Below are 24,685 nucleotides of genomic sequence, written 5' to 3'. Positions count from 1 at the left end.
TATTGCACTAGCGCTACCAGCAAAAACTATCCAAAAAACCGGTAGCACACCACAATGGCGGCCACCACGCCCGCCAGCTCGGCCAGCAAGGCGCAGCCCACGGCGTGCCGGGCGCGCTGAATGCCCACGGCCCCAAAGTACACGGCCAGCACGTAGAACGTGGTTTCGGTGCTGCCCTGGATGGTGGCGGCGGCCAGGGCGGCGAAGCTGTCTACGCCCTGGGTCTGCATGGTCTCGATGAGCATGGCACGCGCCGCGCTGCCTGAAAACGGCTTGACCAGGGCGGTGGGCAGGGCGTCCACAAACCGGGCGTCGGCACCCAGTGTGGTCACGCACCAGCGGATGCCGTCCAGCACGTAGCCCAGCGCCCCCGAGGCGCGGAACACGCCCACCGCGCACAGCATGGCCACCAAGTAGGGCAGCAGGCCCTTGGCCACGTCAAAGCCTTCGCGCGCCCCCTCGATGAAAGCCTCGTACACCGGCACCTTGCGCCACGCGCCCAGCGCCACAAACAGCACGACCAGCGCAAACAGCGTGAGGTTGCCCAGCAGCGACGACAGGGATGCCAGTGCGGCGGCACTCAGCGTGGTGAGCAGCGCCATGAACCCGCCCAGCACCAGCGCCACGGGCAGCAGGTAGGCCAGCACCACGGGGCTCCACAGCGGCAGGCGCTGCACCACGGCCACGCTCAGCAGCCCCACCAGGGTGGAGGCAGACGTGGCCAGCAGGATGGGCAGGAAGACCAGCGTCGGGTCGGGCGCACCCTGCTGCATGCGGTACATGAAGATGGTCACTGGCAGCAGCGTGAGCGACGAGGCGTTGAGCACCAGGAACAGGATCTGCGCGTTGGTGGCGGTGTCGGGCTCGGGGTTCAGCTCCTGCAGGGCCTTCATGGCCTTCAGGCCCATGGGCGTGGCCGCGTTGTCCAGCCCGAGGGCGTTGGCGGCAAAGTTCAGCGTCATCAGGCCCAGGGCAGGGTGGCCCCGGGGCACACCCGGCATCAGGCGCAGGAACAGCGGGGCCAGCCACCGGGCCAGGGCATCGACCAGGCCCGCCCTCTCGGCAATCCGCAAAAAGCCCAGCCACAGCGTGAGGGTGCCAAACAACAGCACCATCACCTCGACCGACAGTTTGGCCATGGCAAACAGCGCTTCGACCATGGCCGCAAAAATCTGGGCGTTGCCCCCCACCAGCCATTGGGCCAGGGCCGCGATGGCCGCCGTGAGGAAAAAGCCCAGCCAAAGGGTGTTGAGCATCAGTGCACCGGGCAGGGGTCAAAGGAAGGAGCTTTGCGCATGTCGCCGAGGTTAACTGCACCGCTGCGTGCAACTGGTGGAGAGCGTGGCGGAAGGGCAACGAAAGTGTCCATGGTGGTCAGTGGTACCCTATAGGGTTCGGTCGGAAGTTGCACACCCATCCTCTGGGGGCTGTTCGGGAGGCGTTTTTTCTCCCGGCGGCTCCTGCATGGCTGCAGTAACTCCCACACACGGCGCCCCAGCGCGCCGCATTCACATCAAGGAAAAGAGATCCATCATGGGCGCGCAGTGGAAAGCAAAAGGCAAGGCACAGGTGGCCGACGCCAAGGGCAAGCTGTTTGGCAAGCTGGTCAAGGAAATCACCGTGGCTGCACGCGGCGGTGCCGACCCGGCCAGCAATGCCCGCCTGCGCCTGGTGGTGGAGCAGGCTCGCAAGGCCTCCATGCCCAAGGACACGCTGGAGCGTGCCATCAAGAAGGGCTCGGGCACCGGCGCGGACGCGGTGAACTACGAACGCGTGATCTACGAAGGTTTTGCCCCCCATCAGGTGGCCGTGATGGTTGAATGCCTGACCGACAACGTGAACCGCACGGCCCCCGAGATGCGCGTGCTGTTCCGCAAGGGCCAGCTGGGCACCTCGGGCTCGGTGGCCTGGGACTTCAACCATGTCGGCATGATCGAAGCCGAGCCCGCCACCCCCGACGCGGACCCCGAACTGGCCGCCATCGAGGCCGGTGCGCAGGACTTTGAAGCGGGCGACGAAGAGGGCACCACCACCTTCTGGACCGACCCCACCGACCTCGACTTGGTCAGCCGCGCGTTGCCCGCCCACGGCTTCACGGTGCTGTCCGCCAAGCTGGGGTACAAGCCCAAGAACCCGGTGAACCCCGCCAACCTCACGGCTGAGCAGCTGGAGGAGGTTGAGAACTTCCTGGCGGCCATCGATTCGAACGACGACGTGCAAAACGTGTTTGTGAGCCTGGGTGGTTGATGTGCGCGCGCAGGCGCCGACACAGGTGCTGAAGAGGGTGCCCTGGATGGCGCCCCTGGCTTTGACGGACGGACTGACTGTTTCATGACTGCTGACCACTACGCAGCCCTTGGGCTGGCGGCCAACGCGTCGCTGGCGGACATCAAGAAGGCTTTTCGCCAGAAGGCCTCGTTCTACCACCCCGACCGCAACACGGCGCCTGACGCTGCACAGCGCTTTGCCGAGGTGCAAAAGGCCTATGAGGTGCTGTCGGACGACGACGCCCGCCAGGCCTATGACGACAACCGCCGCCGCAACCTGCTGGACGACCCGCTGCAGACCGCCCAGGAGATCTGGCAGGCCTACAGCGCACGCATTCTTTCTCATTCTTCCGCCCTGTGAAACTTTCTCCCTATTTTTATGACCTGCGCTCGGCCTACCAGGCCGAGCTGGACGACCTGGTGTCCGACTCCGAGGGCAACGACGTTCTGCGCAAGCGCCTGGCCGAAAAGCGCAACGAGATGGCGTTTTTGGTGCAGATGATGGAACTGGCCCCCGAAATGGTGGCCGTGGTCTTTCACCGGGGCTTTCGCTTTACCAAACCGGCTGCACTGGAGCACCTGCTGGGCTTGCCGGTGAACGAGCTGCCCGACTGGCACAGCCTGACCCATGCCGTAGCGTTGGAGCCCTGGGCAATGAGTCTGGCCCAGACCGTGTTGCGCGAACCCCAGGGCGCACGCTTTCTGACGGTAGCCGCCGGCCTGGAATACCTGCAACAGCACGCGCGCCTGGCTCCGGCCGCAGCGTCGCATGGCGACAGCGATGCCGAGGACGATGGTGAAGATGCCGCCGAGCACGATGACGACTACAACGCGTTGAGCGCCGACGACGCGGTGGACCCGCAGAACAGCCGTACGCGTGAAGAGTCCAGTGCCAACTGGCTGGCCGATGTGGGCTTTGAGCGCAAGGAATGACGACCATGAGCAGCAGCACCAACCAACACCTCGCCCTGATCACCAAGACCACCAGCCTGATTGCGGCCGGTGACATCGTGGGCGCCGAGTCGGCCCTGGCCGAGCTGGCCGACACCGACGGCGACGGCGCGCTGATGGTGGTGCTGGACCAGCTGGCGCCCAAGGACATCCTGGCCGTGATGCGCGAGTACGACGACTCCAAGGCTTCGGTGGTCAACATGCTGGTCACGCCCGAGCAGTTTGCGCGCGCGATGGTGCTGGAAAAGCAGTACAAGGACCTCACCCACACCCACCTGCGCAACATGGTCAACGCGGTGGTGTTCCGTGACGATGCCGACCCGGTGGAGTTCCTCACCGCGATTGGCGACCTGGAGGGTGGCGCCGAGGCCCTGGCCAACTACTTTGCCGAAAAGTGGAGCCGCATCGAGGCCTTTGCCCGCACCGGCACCTTTGACGCCACCGAAGACTACGGCGTCACACTGAGCGACGACGAGCTGCTGGCCTCGGGCTATGTGCAGCCGCGCATCGACCTCGATGAAGTGGCCGACCGCGACTGGATGCAGATGGCCTGGCTGCTGCGCTATGAGTGCCGCGACCTGTTCATCGAGATGCTGCTGGTGCTGCGTGCCAAGGCCCGCGCGTTTGACCAGGGACTGGAAGAGGGCGACGAGACGTCCGAAGAAGACGATGGCAAGTTCGAGACCAGCGAAACCGACCGCGGCAAGGCCACGCCTGCCGCACGGGCTTCCGACGAAGAGTCTGCAATTTAGTGAACAACCCCCTGAGGCGCTTCGCGCCTTCCCCCTTCTCTCGAATGGCTGTGCCATTCGGGAAGGGGGACACCGCCAGCGCGGCGGGGCGGCCCTTGCGCGGCGGTCCTGGTATGGGCCGCGCCAGTTTCATAGCCCATGAGCAGCGCGAAGCGCGATAGATTCAGACATGACCGTGCCTCCCACGCCTTCCTCAATTTCTGCACCAGTCGCTACTGCCAATGCCCTGCAACTGCACGACGCGCGCCCTTTCTTTGAAAAGGCGCTGGTCTACGGCGTGCAGCACGGCCTGATTGACGCGGACCGGCTGGAAACCATCAATGCCGATGCGCCCAAGGGCATGGTGCAGATCGCGCGTTACTTTGGCAGCGAGTTTCTGCGCCCCGAACTGGAGAAGGCGCGGGACCGCATGGTCAACCTGATCAGCCTGTACCTGCTGGAGACCACGGACGGTGATCTGGCCAAGGCGGCGGTGTCGCTGCGCGACAACTCCTTTTTGTCGCGCTCCAAAGGCGGCTCGGACATGCTCAAGCGCCTGATCGCCATGCCCGAGAGCAGCAACTTCGGCATGGGCGGCTATGCGGATGCCGAAACCCCACTGCTAGCTGCCTGGTCGCTGCGCAGCCATGCCGACTACCGCGCCGAGCTGGCCCGCCGCAGCCACATCGCCCAGGCCATCGCCGCCGCCGAGTGGCTGGCCGCGCAGTACGACCTGGACACCGACGAGCTGGAAACCGCCGGGGCCGACGCCGAGGCCGTGATCCGCACAGGGTTGCTGATGCAGGCGCTGAACCCTAAGGCCATGGCGGCGAGTGAGTGGCCCAGCGCCCCGGTGTTTGAAAAGCTGGTGACTGCACTGCGCAAAAAGAAGGCACCCCTGCCGACGGCGCTGCGCCTGCCCCCCGGCGTGCCGGCAGAGCTGCGTGACGTGCTGCAAGCCCAATGCGCCACCGTGCTGGCCGACCTGCCCAAGCTGCTGCAATCCGCTGCGCCGCTGCACACCCTGCTGCGCCCCATGGGCGCCTTCAGGGCACGCTACTTCCTGCTGGACGACCCTCTGGCCGAAGTGGACAGCTTTCACCGCAGCCTGGATGTGCTGGAGGACGACGACGAGCCTCCACAGCCTGCTAGCAAGACATGGACCAAGGCGACCGGGGGCAACGACGATGAGCACTCGCTGCTCACGCTCTTCCTGTGCCTGGCCGCCGGTGCGCCCAAGAAAACGCTGCTCACCGAGAAAACCGCCGCCAGCCTGGTGCGCAAGATCCGCAAGTCTGGCCTGCAGCCCGAGCTGGCGTCTGACTTCATCCGCAGCCACGCGGCTGCCGCCTTCCAGCAGGACTACCTGGCTCTGTGGTCTGGTTTTTTGCAAGACGCGCAGGCCACGCTGACCAGCGACCGCGACTACCAGATGCACGATGCGCTGGCGCTGCTGCGGCGCGAATGCCACGTGGTGGGTTGACAGGTGCTCCCAGCGGCCACGCGAGGGGGTATGGCCTGAGGGGCTCCAAGCGCCGGCTGAAGCACTGCATTGCTGCCCGCAAAGCGTCGCGGGGCAGTCAATGCTCTCGGTTACCATTGTTAACGTTGATAGTCATCTCACAGCCGGCAGGCGATAGCAGCCGGGCGTTGAGCGATGGCGTCGCGTTGTGAACCCCACTCCATCGCCTGCCCGTACCCTCTGTGCACAGCCCCACCCTCCTTATCGTCGCGGCCATTCTTGCAGCGCTGGTCACTGGCGTTTTGTCCGCGGTGTGGCTCTTCAACAGACGTATTCCGGGACTTCGCCTCTGGGCGCAGGCATTGTTCTGCGCCACTGTGTTCTGCATCAACCTGTTGCTGCGCGACCATGTGCCTCTGCCGTTGTCTGTCGTGCTGGCGCAGTCTTCCATTGCTTTGACTGCATACCTGTGCCTGCTGGGCGCACGCGAGTACATGGGCAAGGCGCCCCTGGGGCATGGTGTTGCCGCTCTGGCCTTGGGGCTTCTGCTGGCGACAGCCTTGTTTTTTACCCTGGTGAAGCCTAACGTGCAGGTGCGCATCGTGCTGACGGGTCTGGTGCCAGGGGTGATATTCATTGCGGCTGCACACACGCTGGCACGTGGCGGTTTTCGCAATGTACCCGCACGGTACCTGTTTGCGGCCACGGTGGGTGTGCACGGTGCCTTCTTGCTCGTGCGGCCCTTATTGTTCAAGCTGGCCGCACCCGCCGAAGGGGCGCAACCCGAGGTGGGCATAGTGGCTGCGCTGTCGCAGTTTGTGGTTCTGGAGTCCACCCTCGCTGTGGTGCTGGTGGCGTTCGGCGCATTGATGCTGACCAATGAGTTCATCACCAACGAGCTGCGCCACTTGGCCGAGGTGGACCCGCTGACCAATGTGTTCAACCGCCGCGCGTTTCTGACCCTGCTGGACAAAGCCATCAGCAACGCCCAGCGCACGCAGACGACGCTGCCCGTGCTGGTGATGGACTTGGACCATTTCAAGAAGGTCAACGACAGCTGGGGCCACCGCGCGGGCGACGATGTGCTGCGCCATTTTGTGATGCTGGCCCAGCGCTGCCTGCGCAAGGAAGACGTGATGGGCCGCCTGGGGGGTGAGGAGTTCGCGATCTTCTTGCCCAATGCAGGGGCCGGTGGCGCCATTGCGGTGGCCGAGCGCCTGCGCGCCATGGTGGAGGCCCACCCTGTGGTGACCGAGCAGCGCAGCATTGCGCTCACGGTGAGTGTTGGTGTCACCCTGTGCGCGGGCAGCGAGTCGGCGGGTACGGCCTTGCAGCGTGCGGACGAGGCCATGTACCTGGCCAAGGAGCGGGGGCGCAACCGGGTGGAGATGACGGTGGCCCCAGCAGCGCCCTTGGTCCCCGTTACGGCAACCCCCGCGCCGGCCGCACCAACCACCCTGGCGGCCTAGGAGCGGCGGTGCGCCGGGAAGGCGCCCAGGCCTTGCAGCTGTGCGCCATGGCGGGCTGTGTCGGCTGCCCGACCCTGGCGATGGCTGCAGGGGGCACAAGGCAGGCGCTGCCCGGCACAATCAAAGCTTTCACACCACCCCCGGTGATGCGGGCAGACAACCCCATGGCAGTTCCACCCCCTCCTGGCGCACCCAAAGCCGCTACCCCCGCAGCCATCCACCCCTCGCCCCCTGCACCGCCTGCAGCGCCCGACCGGAGGGCGTTTCTGGCCATCGGCACGGGGGTAGCGCTCGCAGCGGCTGGTGCTGCCGGGTATTTTCTGCACCAGCCGGACAACGACAGGCAGCTGGTATTTGCCACCCTGCACGATGCGATGCGCGAAGCCGAGCGGCTGAACGCAGCTTCCGTCCACGCGCTGGAACCCGCCACGGCCTGGACCTGGGCACAGACGCTGGTGCATTGCGCACAGAGCATTGAATATTCGCTGAAGGGTTTTCCGTTGCCCAAATCTGCGCTGTTCCAGAACACCCTTGGGGCTGCAGCTTTCAAGGTGTTTACCCTGCGGGGACGCATGAGCCACAACCTGGCAGAGCCTATCCCGGACGCCCCCGCGCTGGATGCGCAGGCCACGGACACATCGGCCGCCATGGCCCGCCTGCGCCAGGCGGTGCAGGACTTTGCCATCCACACGGGGGCGCTGCAGCCTCACTTTGCCTATGGTGCACTGAGCCGTTCGCAGTACGAGCAAGCGCATGCCATGCACCTGGCCAATCACCTGTCGGCCTTTGACGGGCGCGGGTAGGGCAGTCTCCGGCAACCGACGCGACGCCTCTCAGAACCCGCAGCGGCTAGCTTGTGTCGCATGCGGAAGCCCCGCGCAATTGCAGCGAAATTGATGCAAGTCAAGCGAGGCGGCTGGCCACGAGCAGCCCATGAAGGCGCTGCGCTTACGATGCATTTTGAGGTGAGGCGCCTTTGCTGACGTGACTGGAAATGCGCTCCTGCCTCCGCATCAAAAGGGATCAGAGCCATGGGCAGCAAGTGGAAAATTTATGCGGCCGCCGCAGCGCTGTTGTTGCTGGGCACCGTGCTGGTCGTGCGGTGGGCGCCCTGGCAGCCCAAGGGGCCCGGCCCTGGGTTTGTGAGCGGCAATGGCCGCATCGAGGCCACCGAGATTGCCGTGGCCACCAAGCTGGCGGGGCGTGTGCTCGATGTTTTGGTGGCCGAGGGCGATTTTGTGAAGGCGGGGCAGCCCCTGGCCCGCATGCAGATCGACGGCCTGCAGGCCCAGCGCGAAGAGGCCGTGGCCCGGCTGCAGCAGGCGCAACTGGCCATCAGCAGTGCCCAGGTGCAGGTGGCCCAGCGCGAGAGCGACTACCAGGCCGCCTTGGCCGTGGTGGCCCAGCGCGAGAGCGACCTCGACACCGCCCGCCGCCGCCTGCCGCGCTCTGAGCAGCTAGCGCGCGAAGGCTTTTTCTCCAGCCAGTTGCTCGACGATGATCGCGCCAAGGTGCGCAGCCAGCAGGCCGCTGTGACGGCTGCCAAGGCCCAGGCCAAGGCCGCACAGGCGGGCATTGGCGCGTCGCGCACGCAGGTGACCAGTGCCGAGGCCAATGTGCGTGCGCTTGAGGCCACGCTGGCGCGCATTGATGTGGAGCTGGCTGACAGCGAACTCAAGGCACCGCGCGACGGGCGGGTGCAGTTCCGCGTGGTGCAGCCCGGCGAGGTGGTGGGCGCAGGTGCGCGCGTGCTGCAGCTGGTGGACCTGAGCGACGTGTACATGACCTTCTTTTTGCCTGAGACCGTGGCGGGCCGGGTAGCACTGGGCAGCGAGGTGCGCATCGTGCTCGATGCCGCACCGGGCTTTGTGATCCCGGCCACCGTGTCGTTTGTGGCCAGCACCGCGCAGTTCACGCCCAAGACGGTGGAGACCGCCAGCGAGCGCCAGAAGCTCATGTTCCGCGTGCGCGCGCAGATTGACAAGGCGCTGCTGCTGCGCCACCAGGAGCAGGTCAAGACCGGTCTGCCTGGCGTGGCCTGGCTGCGGGTGGACCCTGCGGTGGAATGGCCCGCCAACCTCGCCGTCAAGGTCGACCAGTGAGCCGAGCGGCCAGCGTGGCACCCGTGGCCCGCCTGCGTGGCGTGGGCCAGCGCTACGGTCGCACGGTGGCGCTCGCAGACATCGATTTGGAAGTGGCCGCGGGCCGCATGGTGGGCCTGATCGGGCCGGATGGCGTGGGCAAGTCCAGCCTGCTGGCGCTGGTGGCGGGCGCACGCGCGGTGCAGCAGGGCACGGTGGAGGTGCTGGGCGGCGACATTGCCAAAGGCCGCCACCGCAGCCGGGTGTGCCCCCGCATCGCCTACATGCCCCAGGGCCTGGGCAAGAACCTGTACCCCACGCTGTCGGTGGAAGAGAACCTGCAGTTTTTTGGCCGCCTGTTCGGGCACGACGCGGCCGAGCGTCGCCGGCGCATCGATGAGCTCACGCGCAGCACCGGCCTGCACCCGTTCCTGGCGCGGCCTGCGGGCAAGCTCTCGGGCGGCATGAAGCAAAAGCTGGCCCTGTGCTGCGCGCTCATCCACGACCCGGACCTGCTCATTCTGGACGAACCCACCACCGGCGTGGACCCGTTGGCGCGCGCGCAGTTCTGGGATTTGATCGGCCGCATCCGCGCCGCGCGGCCCGGCATGAGCGTCATCGTGGCCACGGCCTACATGGAAGAGGCCCAGCGTTTTGAATGGCTGGTGGCCATGGACGAAGGGCGCATCCTGGCCACGGGTACGCCTGCCGAGCTGATGGCTCGCACCGGGCATGATGCGCTGGAGCAGGCCTTTGTGGCCCTGCTGCCCGAGGCCAAGCGCCGGGGCCACCAGGCGGTGCAGATTCCGCCGCTGGACCGGTCGCAGGCGGATGACGCCGCCAATGTGGCCATCGAGGCGCGCGACCTCACCATGCGGTTTGGCGACTTTGTGGCGGTGGACCACGTGAGCTTTCGCATCCAGCGGGGCGAGATTTTTGGCTTTCTGGGCAGCAATGGTTGCGGCAAGTCCACCACCATGAAGATGCTTACCGGCCTGCTGCCTGCGAGCGACGGGCAGGCCTGGCTGTTCGGCCAGCCGGTGGACCCCAAGGACATGGCCACGCGGCGGCGGGTGGGCTACATGTCGCAGGCGTTTTCGCTGTACAGCGAGCTGTCGGTGGAGCAGAACCTGGTGCTGCATGCCCGGCTGTTCCACGTGCCCGAGGCCAAGGTGCCCGCGCGCGTGAAGGCCATGCTGGAGCGCTTTGACCTGCAGGCCGCCCGCAGCGCACTGCCCATGAAGCTGCCCCTGGGCATGCGCCAGCGCCTGTCGCTGGCCGTGGCCATGGTGCACCAGCCCGAGCTGCTGATCCTGGACGAGCCCACCTCGGGCGTGGACCCCATGGCACGCGACAACTTCTGGCGCCTGATGGTGGAGCTGGCCCGGCGCGACAAGGTCACCATCTTCATCTCCACCCACTTCATGAACGAGGCCGAGCGCTGCGACCGCATCTCGCTGATGCACGCAGGGCGCGTGTTGGAGAGCGCTGCGCCGCAGGACATCGTGGCCAAGCGCGGCGCCGCCACGCTGGAAGAAGCCTTCATCGGATACCTGGAAGATGCTGCGGGCACGGCCCAGGCTCCTGTGTCCGAGGCGGCTTCGGGCCCCACTGCGCTATTGCCGGTGTCCGCGCCCAACACTCCCACCTGGCCCACCCGCCTGCGCCAAAGCCTGGCCCGCATCCACAGCACCCAGTGGCGCGAGGCACTGGAGCTGCGCCGCGACCCGGTGCGTGGTGCCATGGCGCTGCTCGGCTCGCTGATCCTGATGTTCGTGATGGGCTACGGCATCAGCATGGATGTGGAGAACCTGCGCTTTGCCGTGCTGGACCGCGACCAGACCGCGCTGAGCCGCGCCTACACGCTGAACCTGGCGGGCTCGCGCTACTTCACCGAGCAGCCGCCGATTGCCACCTATGCCGAGCTGGATGCGCGCATGCGCTCCGCCGAGATATCGCTGGCGCTGGAGATCCCGCCCGGCTTTGCCCGCGACGTGGCACGTGGCCAGCCGGTGCAGATCGGCGCGTGGGTGGACGGCGCCATGCCCCAGCGCGCCGAAACCGTCATCGGTTACGCCCAGGGCCTGCACCAGCAATGGCTGGTGGAGCAAAGCCGCAGCCGCACGGGCGTGGTGCCCCGGGGCCTGCTGGAGGTGGAGCCGCGCTACCGCTACAACCCCGACGTGCGCAGCCTGCCTTCCATGGTGCCGGCCGTGATTCCGCTGCTGTTGCTGATGCTGCCCGCCATGCTCACGGCCCTGGCGGTGGTGCGCGAGAAGGAGCTGGGCTCCATCATCAACCTGTATGTCACGCCCACCACGCGCACCGAATTCATGCTGGGCAAGCAGCTGCCCTATGTGCTGCTGGCGCTGTTCAACTTCGGCTTGATGTGCCTGGCGGCTGTGACGGTGTTTGGTGTGCCCATCACCGGCAGCTTTGCCACGCTGACGCTGGGGGCCGTGCTGTTTTGCCTGTGCTCCACGGGCATGGGGCTGCTGGCCTCCACCGTTACGCGCAGCCAGATTGCAGCCATGTTCTTCGCCATGGTGGGCACGCTCATCCCGGCGGTGCAGTTCGCGGGGCTCATCAACCCCGTGTCGTCCATGACCGGTTTTGCACGCTGGGTGGGCGAGGTCTACCCGGCCAGCCACATGTTCACCATCAGCCGGGGCGTGTTCAACAAGGCGCTGGGCCTGCAGGATCTGCAGGCCGAGTTCTGGCCCATGCTGGTGGCGGTGCCGGTCATCGTCGGTACTGCGATCTTGCTGTTACGCAAGCAGGAGACCTGACATGGCGCTGCGTGGCCGCTGGTCCAACATCTTTCGGTTAGGCATCAAGGAGCTGTGGAGCCTCTGGCGTGACCCGGCCATGCTGTTCCTCATCGTCTACACCACCACGCTGGCGGTGTACTCGGCGGGCATGGCGCAGCCCGAGACGCTGCACCACGTGCCCATTGCCATCGTGGACGAGGATGACTCGGCCTTGTCCCAGCGCATCGCCACCGCGTTCTATGCGCCCCAGTTCACGCGCCCCGCCATGATCAGCATGCGCGAGGTGGACCCGGGCCTGGACGCCGGCCGCTTCACGCTGGTGCTGCACATCCCCGCGCATTTCCAGCGCGATGTGCTGGCGGGCCGGGTGCCGCAGGTGCAGCTCAACATCGACGCCACGCGCATGGGGCAGGCGTTTGCGGCCAATGGGGCGGTGCAGCAGATCGTGCAGCTGGAGGTGGCCGAGTTCGTGCAGCGCGACCGCACCGTGGCCGAGCAGCCCATCGAGCTGACGGTGCGCTCGCGCTTCAACCCGGCGCTGAACCCCGCGTGGTTCGGCTCGCTGATGGAGTTGATCAACATCGTGACCATGCTCTCCATCATCCTCACCGGCGCCGCGCTGATCCGCGAGCGCGAGCATGGCACGGTGGAGCATTTGCTGGTGATGCCCGTCACCCCCGGCGAGATCATGCTGGCCAAGGTCTGGGCCATGGCGCTGGTGGTGCTGGTCGCTACCTGGGTGTCGCTCACGGCGGTGATCCGCTGGGCGATTGGTGTGCCCATCGAGGGCTCGGTACCGCTGTTTCTGCTGGGGGCCACGCTGCATCTGTTTGCCACCACGTCCATGGGCATCTTCATGGCCACGGTGGCGCGCAGCATGCCGCAGTTTGGCTTGCTGATGGTGCTGGTGATGATGCCGCTGCAGATGCTGTCGGGCGGCGTCACCCCGCGCGAGAGCATGCCGCTGTGGGTGCAGTACGGCATGGCCCTGGCGCCCACCACGCACTTCACCGAGCTGGCCCAGGCCATCCTCTACCGGGGCGCAGGCTGGGCGGTGGTGTGGCCGTCGCTGGTGTGGCTGCTGGGGATTGGGGCGGTGCTGTTCAGCCTGGCGCTGGCGCGGTTTCGCAAGACGATTGCGCGCATGGCCTGAATGTCGGGGAGACTGTATGTGCTATCGAATATATAGCTGCCAAGGAATGATCCACTAGCGCTTGGAGCTAATTCGATGCGAAATCCACGCTGCCGGGCCGCCCAGGCAGGTTCAGTTGCGCCACGGACGCCGGGCTGCTGGCCACCCGTTGGCCGCGCCGCCACACACCCAGGCGCGTGGCCCGCAGGCGGATGGCGTCCACCGGGTTGCGCGCATGCAGCAGCACCAGGTCGGCATGGCAGCCGGGGGCGATACCGTAGCCCTCCAGCCCCAGCAGCTTGGCGGGATTCACCGTCACCGCATCAAAACACTGCCGCATCGCGGCCTGGCTGGTCATCTGTCCCACGTGCAGGCCCATGTGCGCGGCCTCCAGCATGTCGGCGCTGCCGCCGCTGTACCAGGGGTCGAGCACGCAGTCGTGGCCAAACGCCACCGTCAGGCCCGCAGCCATCAGCTCGGGCACGCGGGTCATGCCACGGCGCTTGGGGTAGGTGTCGTGGCGGCCTTGCAGTGTGATGTTGATGAGCGGGTTGGCCACCACGCCCAGGTCGGCCTCGGCCATCAGCGCCATCAGCTTGCTCACGTAGTAGTTGTCCATGCTGTGCATGGAGGTGAGGTGAGAGCCCGTCACGCGGCCCTGCAGTCCCAGGCGCTGGGTTTCGTACGCCAGGGTTTCCACGTGGCGCGAGTGCGGGTCATCGCTCTCGTCGCAGTGCATGTCCACGCGTTTGCCCCGTTCGGCCGCCAGTTCGCAAAGGATCTTCACGCTCTCGGCCCCCTGGGCCATGGTGCGCTCGAAGTGCGGAATGCCGCCCACCACGTCCACACCCATGTCCAGCGCGCGTTTCAGGTTGGCCAGCCCTCCGGGCGCGCGCAGCACGCCGTCTTGCGGAAAGGCCACCAGCTGCAAATCCAGGTACGGCGCCACGCGCTGCTTTACATCCAGCAGCGCCTGCACCGGCAGCAGGCTGGGGTGGCTGGTGTCCACATGGCTGCGGATGGCCAGCAGCCCGCGCGCCACGGCCATGTCGCAGTACTGCAGCGCGCGCTGCACGATGGCGTCGTGGGTCAGCGTGGGCTTGAGTTCGCCCCACAGCGTAATGCCTTCGAGCAGCGTGCCGCTCTCGTTCACGCGCGGCTGGCCGTAGCTCAGGGTCGAATCCATGTGGAAATGCGCGTCCACAAACGGCGGGCTGACCAGCAGGCCACCGGCGTCCACCGTCTCATGCGCAGGGGCTTGCAGGCCTTCGGTCACTGCGGTGATGCGGCCGTCCTGCACGGCGATGGACATGTTCTGGCGGCCGTCGGGCAGGCTGGCGTGGGTGATGAGCAGGTCGAGCATGGTGGGGAAGTGTAGATATTCGTCTGGACGTGCAGGCACACTGCGGGGTCTCAAGAAGAAAGTGTCATCCGATGAACGCACATGAAAAGCTGAACTACGTCGAATTTGCCGCGTGCGATGTGCCCGCCACGAAGTCGTTCTTTGAAAAGGCCTTTGCATGGACCTTTGTGGACTATGGTCCCGAATACACGGCCTTCTCGGGCCAGGGGCTGGACGGCGGCTTCTTCCGCGCCAGCCTGTGTTCCACTCCAGCCACTGGCGGCGCCTTGCTGGTGTTCTACAGCGCAGACCTCGAAGCCACATTGGCCAAGGTGGAGGCGGCGGGTGGCCATGTGGTCAAGCCGGTGTTCGACTTTCCGGGAGGACGGCGCTTTCACTTCACCGAGCCCAGCGGCAACGAGTTTGCGGTGTGGTCCGACCAGAGGGTGTGAATGAATCTGGCGTGGTGGGCTCATTCGCATCTTCTCATCGCTCCCCCTTGCGGTAGGGCTTCATCAGCGCCTGCGGATACGCCGCCTTGCGTGCCACCAGCACCAGCGCCAGGATGGACAGCAGGTACGGCAGCATCAGATACACCTGGTACGGCAGCCACGCATCGCCCGCCTGCTGCAGCCGCAGCTGCAGCGCGTCAAAGAAGGCAAACAGCAGCGCACCCAGCAGCGCCTTGCCGGGCCGCCACGAGGCAAACACCACTAGCGCCACGCAGATCCAGCCGCGCCCGTTGATCATGTTGAAGAAAAACGCGTTGAACGCCGACAGGGTGAGGAAGCTGCCCGCCACGCCCATCAGCGCCGACCCGGCCACGATGGCGCCGGTGCGCATGGCCGCCACCGAGATGCCCTGACCCTCGGCCGCCTGCGGGTTCTCGCCCACCATGCGCACCGCCAGGCCCAGCGGGGTGCGCATCAGCACCCAGGCCAATAGCGGCACCAGCAGCAGGGCCAGCAGCGTGAGTGGTGTTTGAGCCGACAGGATAGGAATGCCCAGCCACTCCATCGGTGCAAAGGGCTCGATGGTGGGTGGCGTGTTCACCTTGGGGAAGCTCACCCGGTAGCCGTAGTAGCTGAGCGCCGTGGCGAGCAGCGTGATGCCGAGGCCGGACACATGCTGCGACAGCGCAAGCCCCACGGTGAGCCATGCGTGCAGCAATCCAAACACTGCACCGGTGAGCGCCGCCACCAGCACCCCGGTCCACAGTCCATGGCCCGTGTACACCGTGAGCCAGCCGGTGAAGGCGCCAGCGACCATGATCCCTTCAATGCCCAGGTTGAGCACCCCGGCGCGTTCGCACAGCAAAACCCCCAGCGTGCCCAGAATGAGCGGGGTGGCGACCCGCAGGGTGGCAATCCAGAACGCGGGGTTGGCGAGGATGTCGAGCAGTTCGGTCATGCGGCTGCTCCGTGGAAATTTGCTTTTATTTCGATAGCATCTGGCGCATGATTCACTAGCGCTAGAAGCCTATCGGGCTTGAAATTGTGGTGTGTATGGGTTGTCATGGCTGCTTCACTTCCACCGCACGCGGTACTGCGTCAGCAGCCCGGCCACCAGCACCGCAATCAGCGAAGTCGCCACGATCACATCCGCAATGTAGGTGGGCACGCCCACCGCGCGGCTCATGCTGTCAGCCCCCACCAGCACGCCCGCCACGAAGGTGCCCGCCGCAATCACGCCCAGCGGGTGCAGTCCGGCCAGCATGGCGATCACGATGCCGCTGTAGCCGTAGCCGGGCGACATGTCGAGCGTCACATAGCCAGTGCGGCCCGCCACTTCGATGGCGCCGGCCAAGCCTGCGAGCCCGCCGGAGAGCAAGGCGACCAGCACCACCGTGCGGGTGATGGGCACGCCCGCAAAGGCAGCAGCGCGTGCATTGGCCCCCGCAGCACGAATGTCAAACCCCGGCACCGTGCGTGCCAGCAGCGCCCACAGCATCACGGCCAGCGACACGGCCCACAGCAGGCCCGTGTGCATCCGCGTCTGAGGCACCAGCTTTGCAAGTTCCAGGTCGCCCTGTAATGCCACACTCTGAGGCCATCCCATGGAGAGCGGGTCTTTCATCGGCCCATCGAGCAGGGCTGACACCAGCAGCAGCATGATGAAGTTGAGCAGCAGTGTGGTGACCACCTCATCCACGCCCAGCCGCGCCTTCATCAGCGCCGGGCCCAGCAGCAGCGCCGCGCCTGCCAGCGCGGCCGCCAGCATCATCAGCGGAAAGAGCACATAGGGCGACCACTCCAGCCCCGTGCCCCCATGCATGCCGCCCACGGCCACGGCGGCGAGCGCCCCGGCATAGAGCTGCCCCTCGGCCCCAATGTTGAACAGCCGCGCGCGGAAGGCCACGGCAGCTGCCAGCCCGGTCAGGATCAGTGGCGTCGCGCGGGTGAGGGTTTCTGTCAGTGCAAACACCGAGCCGAACGCGCCCTGCAGCAGCAGCGCGTAGGTGCGGCCGACGGGCGCACCGGCCCACAGCACCAGCAGTCCACTGATGAGCAGCGTGAACACCACGGCGCCCACCGGCGCCAGCACGTAGGCGGCGGGGGAGGTGTGGTTGCGTTTTTCAAGTCTCATGCTGGGTTGTTCTTGTTGTTGTCGCTCAATGAGCAGCGCCCGCCATGGCCAGGCCGATGGCTTCGCGTGTCCAGTCTTCGGCGCGTCGCGCCTCGCTCAGTTGTCCGTCGTGCATGACGGCCACACGGTCACCCAGCGCCAGCACTTCGTCCAGATCATCCGAGATCAGCAGCACGGCCGCTCCCGCATCGCGCGCGTTGATGAGCTGCTGCTGCACAAACATCACCGCACCAATGTCCAGCCCCCAGGTGGGCTGGTGGGCCACGATGAGCTGGGGTGCAGGCGCGGTGTAGCCCGCTGCGTCCTTCGGCGGAATCAGCGCCCGGCCCAGGATGAGCTTTTGCATGTTGCCGCCCGACAGCGACCGGGCGGGGGTGTCCGGCCCGCCGCCGCGCACGTCAAAGGTCTCGGCCACGCGCTGTGCATGCTGGCGCGCAGCGCGGCGTTTGACCCAGAAGGCTCGGAACCACGGGTGCGCAAACCAGGGGCCGCGCAGGCGTTCGGCCACCGCGTTCTCCCACACGGGCAGGTCGCCCACCACGCCCACGGCGTGGCGGTCTTCGGGGATGCGGGCCACGCCCTGGCTTACTAGCCAGGCAGGCCGCGCTTGCAACGGTGCGCCGCGCAGCGTGACCTGGCCGGTGGAGGCGCTGCGCACGCCGCACAGCAGGTCGGCCAGTGCCACCTGGCCGTTGCCGCTCACGCCCGCGATCGCCACGATCTCGCCTGCGCGCAAGCTGAGGGACACACCGTTCAGCCGGTCGCGCCCCGTGGGGCCGGTGCTGACGTTGGTCAGGGTGCAGATGGGCTCGCCCACATTCTTGGCGGGGCGGCGCTCTGCCGCCTCAATCGCATGGCCCACCATCCATTGCGCGAGCTGCCCCTGGGTGGTGCCCTGCGCAGGCGCCTCGGCCACCAGCTTGCCCTGGCGCAGCACGGCCACGCGGTGCGAGACGCGCAGCACCTCGCCCAGCTTGTGGCTGATGAAGATGATGGACAGGCCCTGCGCCACCATTTGCGCCAGGGTGTCGAACAGCGCCTCGCTCTCTTGCGGGGTGAGCACGGCGGTGGGCTCGTCCAGGATGAGGATGCGGGCACCCCGGTAGAGCGCCTTCAGGATTTCGACGCGTTGGCGCTCGCCCACCGAGAGGCTGCCCACCTTCGCATCGGGGCTCACGGGCAGGCCAAACTGCTGCGACACCGCCAGCAGCTTGGCGCGCGCCACGCTGCGGCGCGAGAAGGGCTGCCACAGCGGCTCGCTGCCCAGCAGCACGTTGTCCAGCACCGTGAGGTTGTCGGCCAGCGTGAAGTGCTGGTGCACCATGCCAATGCCCGCCGCCAGCGCTGCACGCGGCTGGCCGGGCGGCAGGGGCTGGCCAAAGACTTCGATGCTGCCTTCGTCGGCCACGTAGTGTCCGAACAGGATGGACATCAGCGTGGACTTGCCTGCGCCGTTTTCGCCCAGCAGGGCCAGCACCTCGCCGCGTGCCAGGGTCAGGCTGATGGCGTCGTTGGCGACGAGCTTGCCGAAGCGTTTGGTGATGCCCGACAGTTTCAGGACGGGGGCGTTGGTGGAGGCCATCTACTTCCACGCCGCCAGAAACGCCCGCAACACCTTGGCCGAGTTGGCGGCCGCCAGGCCCATGAAGGTGCCCATTTCGTTCTCGCCATCACCACCACCGGCCAGGTCGCTCAGCGACCGGAAGGCGATGTAGGGCACGCCGTTGCTGTGCGCGACCATGGCGGTGGCGGCGGTTTCCATGTCGAGAACGTTGGCCTCGAAGGTCTTGAAGGCGTATTCGCGGAAGGCCTTGTTGTCCACAAAGGCCTGGCCCGATACGCCGTTGCCGCCCACCACCAGTTGTGGGCGCTGCTTGAGGCAGGTGCCGGCCAGGCAGTGCTCCAGGCCCACGTTCTGCAGGCTGCGGGCGGTGGCCAGCATCTTGGGGTCGGCTTCGAACCAGAACTTCTTGCTGAGTTGGGGGTTGGCAGCCGATCGCACCTCCACCGGGCGCGGGTGCATCATGCCGAAGGCGGGCATCGTCAGCTCGCTTTTCATCCACGCGGGGGCGCTGTACTGGCCGGGTTTGTCTTCACGCGCCATCAGCCATTCCATGTACTGGCCCCACTGTGCGGGCACCGTCACGTCGCCAATGTGCAGGCTAGGGTTAACGCCGCCCGCAATGCCGCTGAAGACCACGTGGCTCACGTGGAAGCGGTCCAGCACCAGCTGGGTGTTCATGGCCGCGTTGGTCATGCTGATGCCCGACAGGAAAACCACCACGGGTTTGCCCTCCAGCGTGCCGGTGGTGAACTCCACGCCGTTGATGCTGTGCTTGGCAGGGTGCTGCACCTGGGGCAGCAGCACGGTCAGCTCGGGCGCAAAGGCGGAGATGATGGCGATGCGGGGTGTGTCGTCCAGCCGGACAGCCGTCTTGCCTGTCGGGCCGGATGCACAACCGGCGAGTGCACCAGCCAGTGCCAGTGCTCCCAGCAGGCGGGTGAAATGAGAGGCGATGAAGTGCCGCAATGGCATGGACGAGGAGGTGGTCATGGGCATACCAGGCAGGGACAGAGACGGACGGATAACGGCAACAAAAAAGGGCCACCGCGATGAGTGGTGGCCCAGGTATTTACCCGCCTTGTCTCGCATGGGTGGTTTGGAGTGGCTGACAAAGCTCAGCGCAGCGGTTCTGGCTAGGCGCTGTGTCGCAGGCAGTACTGCAAGTACGACAAGACACAGCAACAACGCCAGAAGAGTTTTGTCATCCACTCCCCTTACTTGGCCGTGGACTTGGGCTGGCTGTCGTCCACCTTCACGGTGAACTTGCCGGCCAGGATGTCGGCCTCCTTGGCCTTGACCTTGGCGACGATGTCGGCCGGCACCTTCTTCTCGAAGGTGCCCAGGGGCGCGAGTTCGGAGCCCTTGTGCTTCATCATCGAATATGGGCCGTAGTCCTCGGCCGTGAATTTGCCGTCCTTGACCAGCTTGAGCGCGCGCTCGATGCTGGGCTCCATGTGCCACAGGGCCGATGCCACCACGGTGTCGGGGTACTGCTCTTGCGTATTGATCACGTTGCCGATGGCGAGCTTGCCTTTTTCCTTGGCCGCGTCGCTCACGCCAAAGCGCTCGGCGTAGAGCACGTCGGCGCCCTTGTCGATCATGGCGAAGGTGGCTTCCTTGGCCTTGGGTGGGTCAAACCAGCTGTTGATGAAGGTGATGGTGAACTCGACCTTGGGGTTGGTCTCTTTGGCGCCCGCCATGAAGGCGTGCATCAGGCGGTTGACTTCGGGGATGGGGAAGCCGCCCACCATGCCGATCTTGTTGGTCTTGGTCATGCCGCCAGCCACCATGCCGCTGAGGTACGCGGGCTCCTGGATGTAGTTGTCGAACACGCTGAAATTGGGCGCCTGTGGCTTGCCGGAGGAGCCGAGCAGGAACGAAGTCTTGGGGAAGTCCTTGGCCACCTTGCGGGCGGCGGCTTCTACCGCAAAGGCCTCGCCCACGATGAGCTGGTTGCCGCCGGTGGCGTACTCGCGCATCACGCGCTCGTAGTCGGCGTTGCTCACGTTTTCGCTGGCCTTGTATTCGATCTCGCCACGTGCCTCGGCGGCCTTGAGGGCCTTGTGGATGCGGCTGACCCATTGCTGTTCAAAGGGCACCGTGTAGATCGCCGCGACCTTGATCTTGGACTGCGCGAAGGCCAAAGAGGGCGCCATCGCCATGGCGGCCGAGAGGGCCATGGAGGTGCAGAGCAGGCGTCCGGTGAAGATGCGGCGAGTGGTCATGGTGGGGTTCCTTCAGACAAGCAAACAAGGAGGTTGGGTGTGCTGCTACCAAGCAAGGAGCGCGCCAGTCGGTGGCTGTGTAACTGCAAACCAGCGGCAAGTCTGCCAGAGGAAAGCCACCAGTTGGTAAAAAAATGGTGCATGCGTGCAGCGCATCCGGAAACCAGGCTGGGGCACCCCACCAGGGTAGGGCTCACAATGGGCTGTTACGCAACGCAGGGAGGCCCGGTGATGAAAAAAAAAGCCACCGCTGGGCGGCAGGCCCTGCGGTGGCTGGTGCACGGGCGCTGCCGTTGTGCGCTTATTTGGTGCCAAAAATGCGGTCACCCGCATCGCCCAGGCCTGGCAGGATGTAGCCGTGGTCGTTCAGCTCGCGGTCGATGGCGGCGGTGAAGATGGGCACGTCGGGGTGGGCCTTCTGCAGCGTGGCCACGCCTTCAGGGGCGGCCAGCAGGCAGACGAACTTGATGGAGCGGGGGTTGAGCTTCTTGAGGCGGTCCACACAGGCTGCGGCGGAGTTGCCAGTGGCCAGCATCGGGTCCACCACGATGATGTCGCGCTCGTCCATCTCGGACGGCATCTTGAAGTAGTACTCCACGGGCTGCAGCGTGGCCGGGTCGCGGTACAGGCCGATGTGGCCCACGCGGGCGCCGGGCACCACGTTGAGCATGCCGTCCAGAAAGCCGTTGCCCGCGCGCAGGATGGAGACCAGCACCAGCTTCTTGCCATCGATCATCTTGCCGGTCATGGTCTCCAGCGGGGTTTCGATCTGCACATCCTGCAGCGGCATGTCGCGGGTCACTTCGTACGCCATCAGCGTGGACAGCTCGCCCAGCAGGCGGCGAAAGCTGTTGGTGCTGGCGTCTTTCTTGCGCATCAGCGTGAGCTTGTGCTGGACGAGGGGGTGGGTGATGACGGTGACGTTGCTCATGGGGAACCTGAAAGGAGAAGGGCAGAGGCCTTTGCGCTGACGAACAGGCGCGCTCTGCCGCGCGGTGAGTGAAAAAGTGGGGGCTAGTCTGCCAGAAACCGTGCCAGCCGCGACAAATCGACGTTGCCGCCGCTGATGAGGATGCCGACGCGCGCTCCGTGGATGTCGACGTTGCCATGCTGTGCCCCGGCGAAGGCCAGGGCGCCTGTGGGCTCGACCACGATCTTCATGCGCTCGGCAAAAAAGCGCAGGGACTCGACCAGTTGCTCGTCGGTGGCGGTGACCATGTCGTCGGCCAGGCGCTGGATGATGGGGAAGGTGAGCTGGCCCAGCGCCTGGGTTTGTGCGCCGTCGGCAATGGTGTGGGGCGTGGGGATCTGCACCACATGCCCGGCCTTGACCGACTGCTGGCCGTCGTTGCCCGCTGCGGGCTCCACCCCTACCACCCGGCATTGCGGCGCCAGGGCCTCGGCGGCCAGCAGGCTGCCCGCAAGCAGGCCGCCGCCGCCGACGCAGACGAACAGGTAGTCCAGGTCAGGCACTTCTTCAAAAAGCTCCTTGGCCGCCGTGCCCTGGCCCGCGATCACATGGGGGTGGTCGAACGGGGGGACCAGCGTCATGCCGCGCTCCAGCGCCAGGCGGCGGCTGATGGCCTCGCGGTCTTCGGTGTAGCGGTTGTAGGTGACGACCTGGGCGCCATAGTCGCGCGTGGCGGCCATCTTGGAGGCGGGGGCGTCCTCGGGCATGACGATGGCGGCAGGCATGTCCAGCAGCCGGGCCGACAGTGCAATGGCCTGCGCGTGGTTGCCCGCCGAGAAGGCGAGCACACCACGTTCGCGCTGCTCATCGGTGAACTGGGCCAGGGTATTGAACGCGCCCCGGAACTTGAAGGCGCCGGTGCGCTGCAGGTTCTCGCACTTGAAGAACAGCTGCGCGCCCAGCCGCTCGTCGGCGGTGCTGGAGCGCAGCACGGGCGTGCGGTGCGCCATGCCCTTGAGCCGGTGCGCGGCAGCGGCCACATCGTCGTAGGTGGGTGGGGTCAGGCTGGGCAGCGTCATGGTGGCGGCATCCTTGTGGGCAGGGCTGGAAGACGGCCAAACCCCTTAAGGCCTGATGATAGCCCTTTGCCTCGCCATTTCAAGCAAAAGGGCTTGCAAGCGCTAGTGCTGCATGCCTGGGCAGCTATACATTTTGATGTGGCACATGCCCGTGCGCGCACCGCAATCCGGGCCGCATGGCGCGGCCCGGCGGCGCTCAGCCCAGCTCGCTGAACCGTTGCAATGGTGTGAGCGCCGGGAACTCGCCCGCGCGTTTTTGCTTCATGGCCGTGACCGATTCGCGCACATGCTGGTTGCTCCAGATGGCGCCCTGCAGCCAGCCCATCTGGCGCAGGCTGTCTTCCACGCTGTGGTCGCGCGCGTAGTTCACGGCCTGCTTGGTGCCCCAGATGGCCACCGGGGGTTTGGACGCGATCTCCTTGGCGCACTGCAGCGCGGCAGCCAGCATGGCCTCTTGCGTGTCGAACACCTCGTTGACCAGGCCATAATCCAGGGCCTTGGCGGCGCTCAGGCGCCGGCCGGTGTAGGCCAGTTCTTTGACCACACCCAGCGGAATGAGCTTGGGCAGGCGCTGCAGCGTGCCCACGTCGGCCACCATGCCGATGTTGATCTCCTGGATGCAGAAGAACGCATCCTGCGTGGCGTAGCGGATGCAGCCTGCGGTGACCATGTCCACCGCGCCGCCGATGCAGCCGCCGTGGATGGCCATGATCACGGGGATGCGCAGGTTGTCGATGCGTGTGAAGGTGGCCTGCATGTCGGTCAGCAGGTCGAAGATGGCGGCCCGGCCTTCGGGGCTCTGGTCGTCCATGGTGATGGCGCCGCCAAAGGTCTCCAGCGCCATCCCGGCGCTGAAATGTTTGCCGGTGCTGCTGATGACCAGCGCCCGCGCCTCGCCCGCCTGGTGCAGCTGGGCCAGCACCGTGTCCAGCTCGCGCCAGAAGGTAGGGTGCATGGTGTTCATGGCCTCGGGTTTGTTCAGAACCAGATGGGCCACGTGGTCAGTGATGCTGAGGGAAAAGCAGGTGAGGGTGTTCATGGGGTGCCACTGTAGACCGGTGGGTGCAGGCCCGGTCGTCGCCTGGGTGACTGGGCGTGATTTCAGGCCATTTTGGCTGCATGCGCTAGTGCATCATGCCTGGGTAGCTATCAAAAAGAGAGTGATTGGGGTTGGCGTTGTGCCGCCCGTGGGGCCGGTGGACCAGGCGCTCAGTCCCCGCCGCCACCACAACCGCCGCCGTCGCCCCCGCCATCCCCGCCGCCGTCACTGCCTGCATCCGAACTCTCGGCACCGCCAAAGTCGCCCGAGCTGCCGCTGTAGCTGCCGTCCGAAAAACTGGTGCCGCAGTAGCTGTCGCCGCCGCTGCCGCCCGCGTCGCTCTTGCGGGCAATGTCGGAGCAGTCGGGCACGTAGCTGAAGCCTCCGGCAATCGCGAACTTGGCGTCCAGTGCAAACAGCAGGGGCAGGCGGCTGGGCGCCTTGGGGTCGATGGATTCTTCCTTGCACACCCAGTACCAGCAGCGGCGCAGGCCGTCGTTGTGGCGCGCCTTGTGGCCCAGCGCCTCAGCGGGAGTGTGGTGCAAAAAGAAACCCAGTGCGTTCTGGCACCACAGTTTGTACGCCTGCGTGTGCAGGATGAATTCGTGCCACAGCGCATCGACCGCCTTGGAGGGCATGGCCACAAACTGCTGGTTGCTGCGCAGGCAGGCCATGAAGAACTGGCGCAGGCCGCGTTCCACCAGTTCACAGTCGCGGGTGCTCAGGTGGGGGTAGGTTTCGCGCAGCTTGCGCTGCAGAAAGCGGGGCAGGGGAGCCTCGCGGATGTAGCGCTGGCGCACTGCGTTGGTCCACTGGATCACCAGCGCCGTGATGGTCACGGTGGCCATGAAGTACAGGACCCAGGGCCAGCGCAGGCGCCAGGCGCCTGCAAAGATCCCGAGGATGGCCGCCACCCACACCCCAATGGCCAGCAGCATGACCTTGCCGCCCCAGCGCAGCAGAACGTTTTCAATGCGTGTCATCGTCCCTCCTTCTTTTTTGTTGTTGTGTATGGCGATTTCACGGCGGTCATGTGACTGATTTGTGACGAATCGCAGGGTGTCGTCAAAAGGTCA

General features: G+C 66.1%; 22 protein-coding genes. 11 read left to right on the top strand and 11 right to left on the bottom strand.

What is annotated here, in order from left to right:
* Nucleotides 1-26: 26 nt before the first annotated feature.
* Entirely contained in the window at nt 27-1,256 is a 1,230-nt protein-coding gene (locus N4G42_RS14735; protein WP_099730105.1) for a nucleoside recognition domain-containing protein, read from the bottom strand.
* Between the two features lie 277 nt (nt 1,257-1,533).
* Here N4G42_RS14735 and N4G42_RS14730 point away from each other — a divergent pair, with 277 nt between their 5' ends.
* From N4G42_RS14730 to N4G42_RS14685, 10 genes are all read left to right on the top strand, one after another.
* Nucleotides 1,534-2,247 (top strand): YebC/PmpR family DNA-binding transcriptional regulator, encoded by a 714-nt coding sequence (locus N4G42_RS14730; RefSeq protein WP_056062254.1) that lies wholly within the window; start codon nt 1,534-1,536, stop codon nt 2,245-2,247.
* Nucleotides 2,248-2,331: 84 nt separating this feature from the next.
* Entirely contained in the window at nt 2,332-2,628 is a 297-nt protein-coding gene (locus tag N4G42_RS14725) for a DnaJ domain-containing protein (protein ID WP_099730106.1), read from the top strand.
* Nucleotides 2,625-3,200 carry a hypothetical protein gene (locus tag N4G42_RS14720; protein ID WP_260667716.1) on the top strand — a complete coding sequence of 192 codons (576 nt, stop codon included), beginning with the start codon at nt 2,625-2,627 and terminating at the stop codon, nt 3,198-3,200. Before N4G42_RS14725 ends, N4G42_RS14720 begins: the two co-directional genes overlap by 4 nt.
* Nucleotides 3,201-3,205: 5 nt before the next feature.
* Entirely contained in the window at nt 3,206-3,970 is a 765-nt protein-coding gene (locus N4G42_RS14715; RefSeq protein ID WP_260667714.1) for a hypothetical protein, read from the top strand.
* Nucleotides 3,971-4,139: 169 nt separating this feature from the next.
* A complete protein-coding gene (locus N4G42_RS14710) occupies nt 4,140-5,432 on the top strand; it encodes a hypothetical protein (RefSeq protein ID WP_260667713.1) in 1,293 nt (430 codons plus the stop codon).
* Between the two features lie 356 nt (nt 5,433-5,788).
* Nucleotides 5,789-6,880 (top strand): GGDEF domain-containing protein, encoded by a 1,092-nt coding sequence (locus tag N4G42_RS14705; protein ID WP_260667712.1) that lies wholly within the window; start codon nt 5,789-5,791, stop codon nt 6,878-6,880.
* Between the two features lie 164 nt (nt 6,881-7,044).
* On the top strand, nt 7,045-7,683 hold the full coding sequence (locus tag N4G42_RS14700) for a DUF1569 domain-containing protein (protein ID WP_260667711.1): 639 nt from the start codon (nt 7,045-7,047) through the stop codon (nt 7,681-7,683).
* A gap of 228 nt (nt 7,684-7,911) precedes the next feature.
* Nucleotides 7,912-8,982 (top strand): HlyD family secretion protein, encoded by a 1,071-nt coding sequence (locus N4G42_RS14695; protein WP_260667710.1) that lies wholly within the window; start codon nt 7,912-7,914, stop codon nt 8,980-8,982.
* Entirely contained in the window at nt 8,946-11,750 is a 2,805-nt protein-coding gene (rbbA, locus tag N4G42_RS14690; protein WP_409557829.1) for a ribosome-associated ATPase/putative transporter RbbA, read from the top strand. Before N4G42_RS14695 ends, rbbA begins: the two co-directional genes overlap by 37 nt.
* Before the next feature lies 1 nt (nt 11,751).
* On the top strand, nt 11,752-12,885 hold the full coding sequence (locus tag N4G42_RS14685) for an ABC transporter permease (protein ID WP_260667708.1): 1,134 nt from the start codon (nt 11,752-11,754) through the stop codon (nt 12,883-12,885).
* A 67-nt stretch (nt 12,886-12,952) separates the two neighbouring features.
* On the opposite strand, the gene N4G42_RS14680 is transcribed toward N4G42_RS14685, so the two are convergent.
* A complete protein-coding gene (locus tag N4G42_RS14680) occupies nt 12,953-14,227 on the bottom strand; it encodes an amidohydrolase family protein (RefSeq protein ID WP_260667707.1) in 1,275 nt (424 codons plus the stop codon).
* A 71-nt stretch (nt 14,228-14,298) separates the two neighbouring features.
* Between N4G42_RS14680 and N4G42_RS14675 the strand changes: the two genes are divergently transcribed.
* The gene (locus N4G42_RS14675) at nt 14,299-14,658 is read left to right on the top strand and encodes a VOC family protein (RefSeq protein WP_056062279.1); all 360 of its coding nucleotides are present in this window, start codon (nt 14,299-14,301) and stop codon (nt 14,656-14,658) included.
* Nucleotides 14,659-14,692: 34 nt separating this feature from the next.
* Here the strand turns inward: N4G42_RS14675 and N4G42_RS14670 are convergent, their stop codons facing one another.
* The 9 genes from N4G42_RS14670 to N4G42_RS14630 all read right to left on the bottom strand — a co-directional run bounded on the left by N4G42_RS14670 (nt 14,693) and on the right by N4G42_RS14630 (nt 24,592).
* The gene (locus N4G42_RS14670) at nt 14,693-15,616 is read right to left on the bottom strand and encodes an ABC transporter permease (protein ID WP_260667706.1); all 924 of its coding nucleotides are present in this window, start codon (nt 15,614-15,616) and stop codon (nt 14,693-14,695) included.
* A gap of 114 nt (nt 15,617-15,730) precedes the next feature.
* On the bottom strand, nt 15,731-16,792 hold the full coding sequence (locus tag N4G42_RS14665; protein ID WP_260667705.1) for an ABC transporter permease: 1,062 nt from the start codon (nt 16,790-16,792) through the stop codon (nt 15,731-15,733).
* A 25-nt stretch (nt 16,793-16,817) separates the two neighbouring features.
* Nucleotides 16,818-18,374: an ABC transporter ATP-binding protein gene (locus N4G42_RS14660; RefSeq protein WP_260667703.1), complete on the bottom strand. Its 1,557-nt coding sequence runs from the start codon at nt 18,372-18,374 to the stop codon at nt 16,818-16,820.
* The gene (locus tag N4G42_RS14655) at nt 18,375-19,346 is read right to left on the bottom strand and encodes a 5'-methylthioadenosine/S-adenosylhomocysteine nucleosidase (RefSeq protein WP_260667701.1); all 972 of its coding nucleotides are present in this window, start codon (nt 19,344-19,346) and stop codon (nt 18,375-18,377) included.
* Between the two features lie 224 nt (nt 19,347-19,570).
* Entirely contained in the window at nt 19,571-20,581 is a 1,011-nt protein-coding gene (locus tag N4G42_RS14650; protein WP_056062290.1) for a BMP family protein, read from the bottom strand.
* Nucleotides 20,582-20,882: 301 nt separating this feature from the next.
* Nucleotides 20,883-21,512 carry a uracil phosphoribosyltransferase gene (gene upp, locus N4G42_RS14645; RefSeq protein ID WP_056062295.1) on the bottom strand — a complete coding sequence of 210 codons (630 nt, stop codon included), beginning with the start codon at nt 21,510-21,512 and terminating at the stop codon, nt 20,883-20,885.
* Between the two features lie 83 nt (nt 21,513-21,595).
* Nucleotides 21,596-22,570: a threo-3-hydroxy-L-aspartate ammonia-lyase gene (locus tag N4G42_RS14640; protein ID WP_056062298.1), complete on the bottom strand. Its 975-nt coding sequence runs from the start codon at nt 22,568-22,570 to the stop codon at nt 21,596-21,598.
* 196 nt (nt 22,571-22,766) lie between these two features.
* Nucleotides 22,767-23,609 carry an enoyl-CoA hydratase-related protein gene (locus N4G42_RS14635; protein ID WP_056746054.1) on the bottom strand — a complete coding sequence of 281 codons (843 nt, stop codon included), beginning with the start codon at nt 23,607-23,609 and terminating at the stop codon, nt 22,767-22,769.
* Between the two features lie 170 nt (nt 23,610-23,779).
* Nucleotides 23,780-24,592: a glycine-rich domain-containing protein gene (locus tag N4G42_RS14630; RefSeq protein ID WP_260667700.1), complete on the bottom strand. Its 813-nt coding sequence runs from the start codon at nt 24,590-24,592 to the stop codon at nt 23,780-23,782.
* Between the last annotated feature and the right edge of the window lie 93 nt (nt 24,593-24,685).

Origin of the sequence: Acidovorax sp. K2F, from assembly GCF_025246485.1 — a bacterium.
Taxonomy (GTDB): Bacteria; Pseudomonadota; Gammaproteobacteria; order Burkholderiales; family Burkholderiaceae_C; genus Acidovorax; species Acidovorax delafieldii.
The sequence above is the reverse complement of the archived record's forward strand: the minus strand, read 5'-3'. Positions and strand labels throughout refer to the sequence as shown.

Bases quoted from the DNA above. Each gene is read 5' to 3' on its own strand.
- N4G42_RS14735 (WP_099730105.1), bottom strand. From the start codon at position 1,256: ATGCTCAACACCCTTTGGCTGGGCTTTTTCCTCACGGCGGCCATCGCG.
- N4G42_RS14730 (WP_056062254.1), top strand. From the start codon at position 1,534: ATGGGCGCGCAGTGGAAAGCAAAAGGCAAGGCACAGGTGGCCGACGCC.
- N4G42_RS14725 (WP_099730106.1), top strand. From the start codon at position 2,332: ATGACTGCTGACCACTACGCAGCCCTTGGGCTGGCGGCCAACGCGTCG.
- N4G42_RS14715 (WP_260667714.1), top strand. From the start codon at position 3,206: ATGAGCAGCAGCACCAACCAACACCTCGCCCTGATCACCAAGACCACC.
- N4G42_RS14710 (WP_260667713.1), top strand. From the start codon at position 4,140: ATGACCGTGCCTCCCACGCCTTCCTCAATTTCTGCACCAGTCGCTACT.
- N4G42_RS14700 (WP_260667711.1), top strand. From the start codon at position 7,045: ATGGCAGTTCCACCCCCTCCTGGCGCACCCAAAGCCGCTACCCCCGCA.
- N4G42_RS14695 (WP_260667710.1), top strand. From the start codon at position 7,912: ATGGGCAGCAAGTGGAAAATTTATGCGGCCGCCGCAGCGCTGTTGTTG.
- rbbA (WP_409557829.1), top strand. From the start codon at position 8,946: ATGGCCCGCCAACCTCGCCGTCAAGGTCGACCAGTGAGCCGAGCGGCC.
- N4G42_RS14685 (WP_260667708.1), top strand. From the start codon at position 11,752: ATGGCGCTGCGTGGCCGCTGGTCCAACATCTTTCGGTTAGGCATCAAG.
- N4G42_RS14680 (WP_260667707.1), bottom strand. From the start codon at position 14,227: ATGCTCGACCTGCTCATCACCCACGCCAGCCTGCCCGACGGCCGCCAG.
- N4G42_RS14675 (WP_056062279.1), top strand. From the start codon at position 14,299: ATGAACGCACATGAAAAGCTGAACTACGTCGAATTTGCCGCGTGCGAT.
- N4G42_RS14670 (WP_260667706.1), bottom strand. From the start codon at position 15,616: ATGACCGAACTGCTCGACATCCTCGCCAACCCCGCGTTCTGGATTGCC.
- N4G42_RS14665 (WP_260667705.1), bottom strand. From the start codon at position 16,792: ATGAGACTTGAAAAACGCAACCACACCTCCCCCGCCGCCTACGTGCTG.
- N4G42_RS14660 (WP_260667703.1), bottom strand. From the start codon at position 18,374: ATGGCCTCCACCAACGCCCCCGTCCTGAAACTGTCGGGCATCACCAAA.
- N4G42_RS14655 (WP_260667701.1), bottom strand. From the start codon at position 19,346: ATGACCACCTCCTCGTCCATGCCATTGCGGCACTTCATCGCCTCTCAT.
- N4G42_RS14650 (WP_056062290.1), bottom strand. From the start codon at position 20,581: ATGACCACTCGCCGCATCTTCACCGGACGCCTGCTCTGCACCTCCATG.
- upp (WP_056062295.1), bottom strand. From the start codon at position 21,512: ATGAGCAACGTCACCGTCATCACCCACCCCCTCGTCCAGCACAAGCTC.
- N4G42_RS14640 (WP_056062298.1), bottom strand. From the start codon at position 22,570: ATGACGCTGCCCAGCCTGACCCCACCCACCTACGACGATGTGGCCGCT.
- N4G42_RS14635 (WP_056746054.1), bottom strand. From the start codon at position 23,609: ATGAACACCCTCACCTGCTTTTCCCTCAGCATCACTGACCACGTGGCC.
- N4G42_RS14630 (WP_260667700.1), bottom strand. From the start codon at position 24,592: ATGACACGCATTGAAAACGTTCTGCTGCGCTGGGGCGGCAAGGTCATG.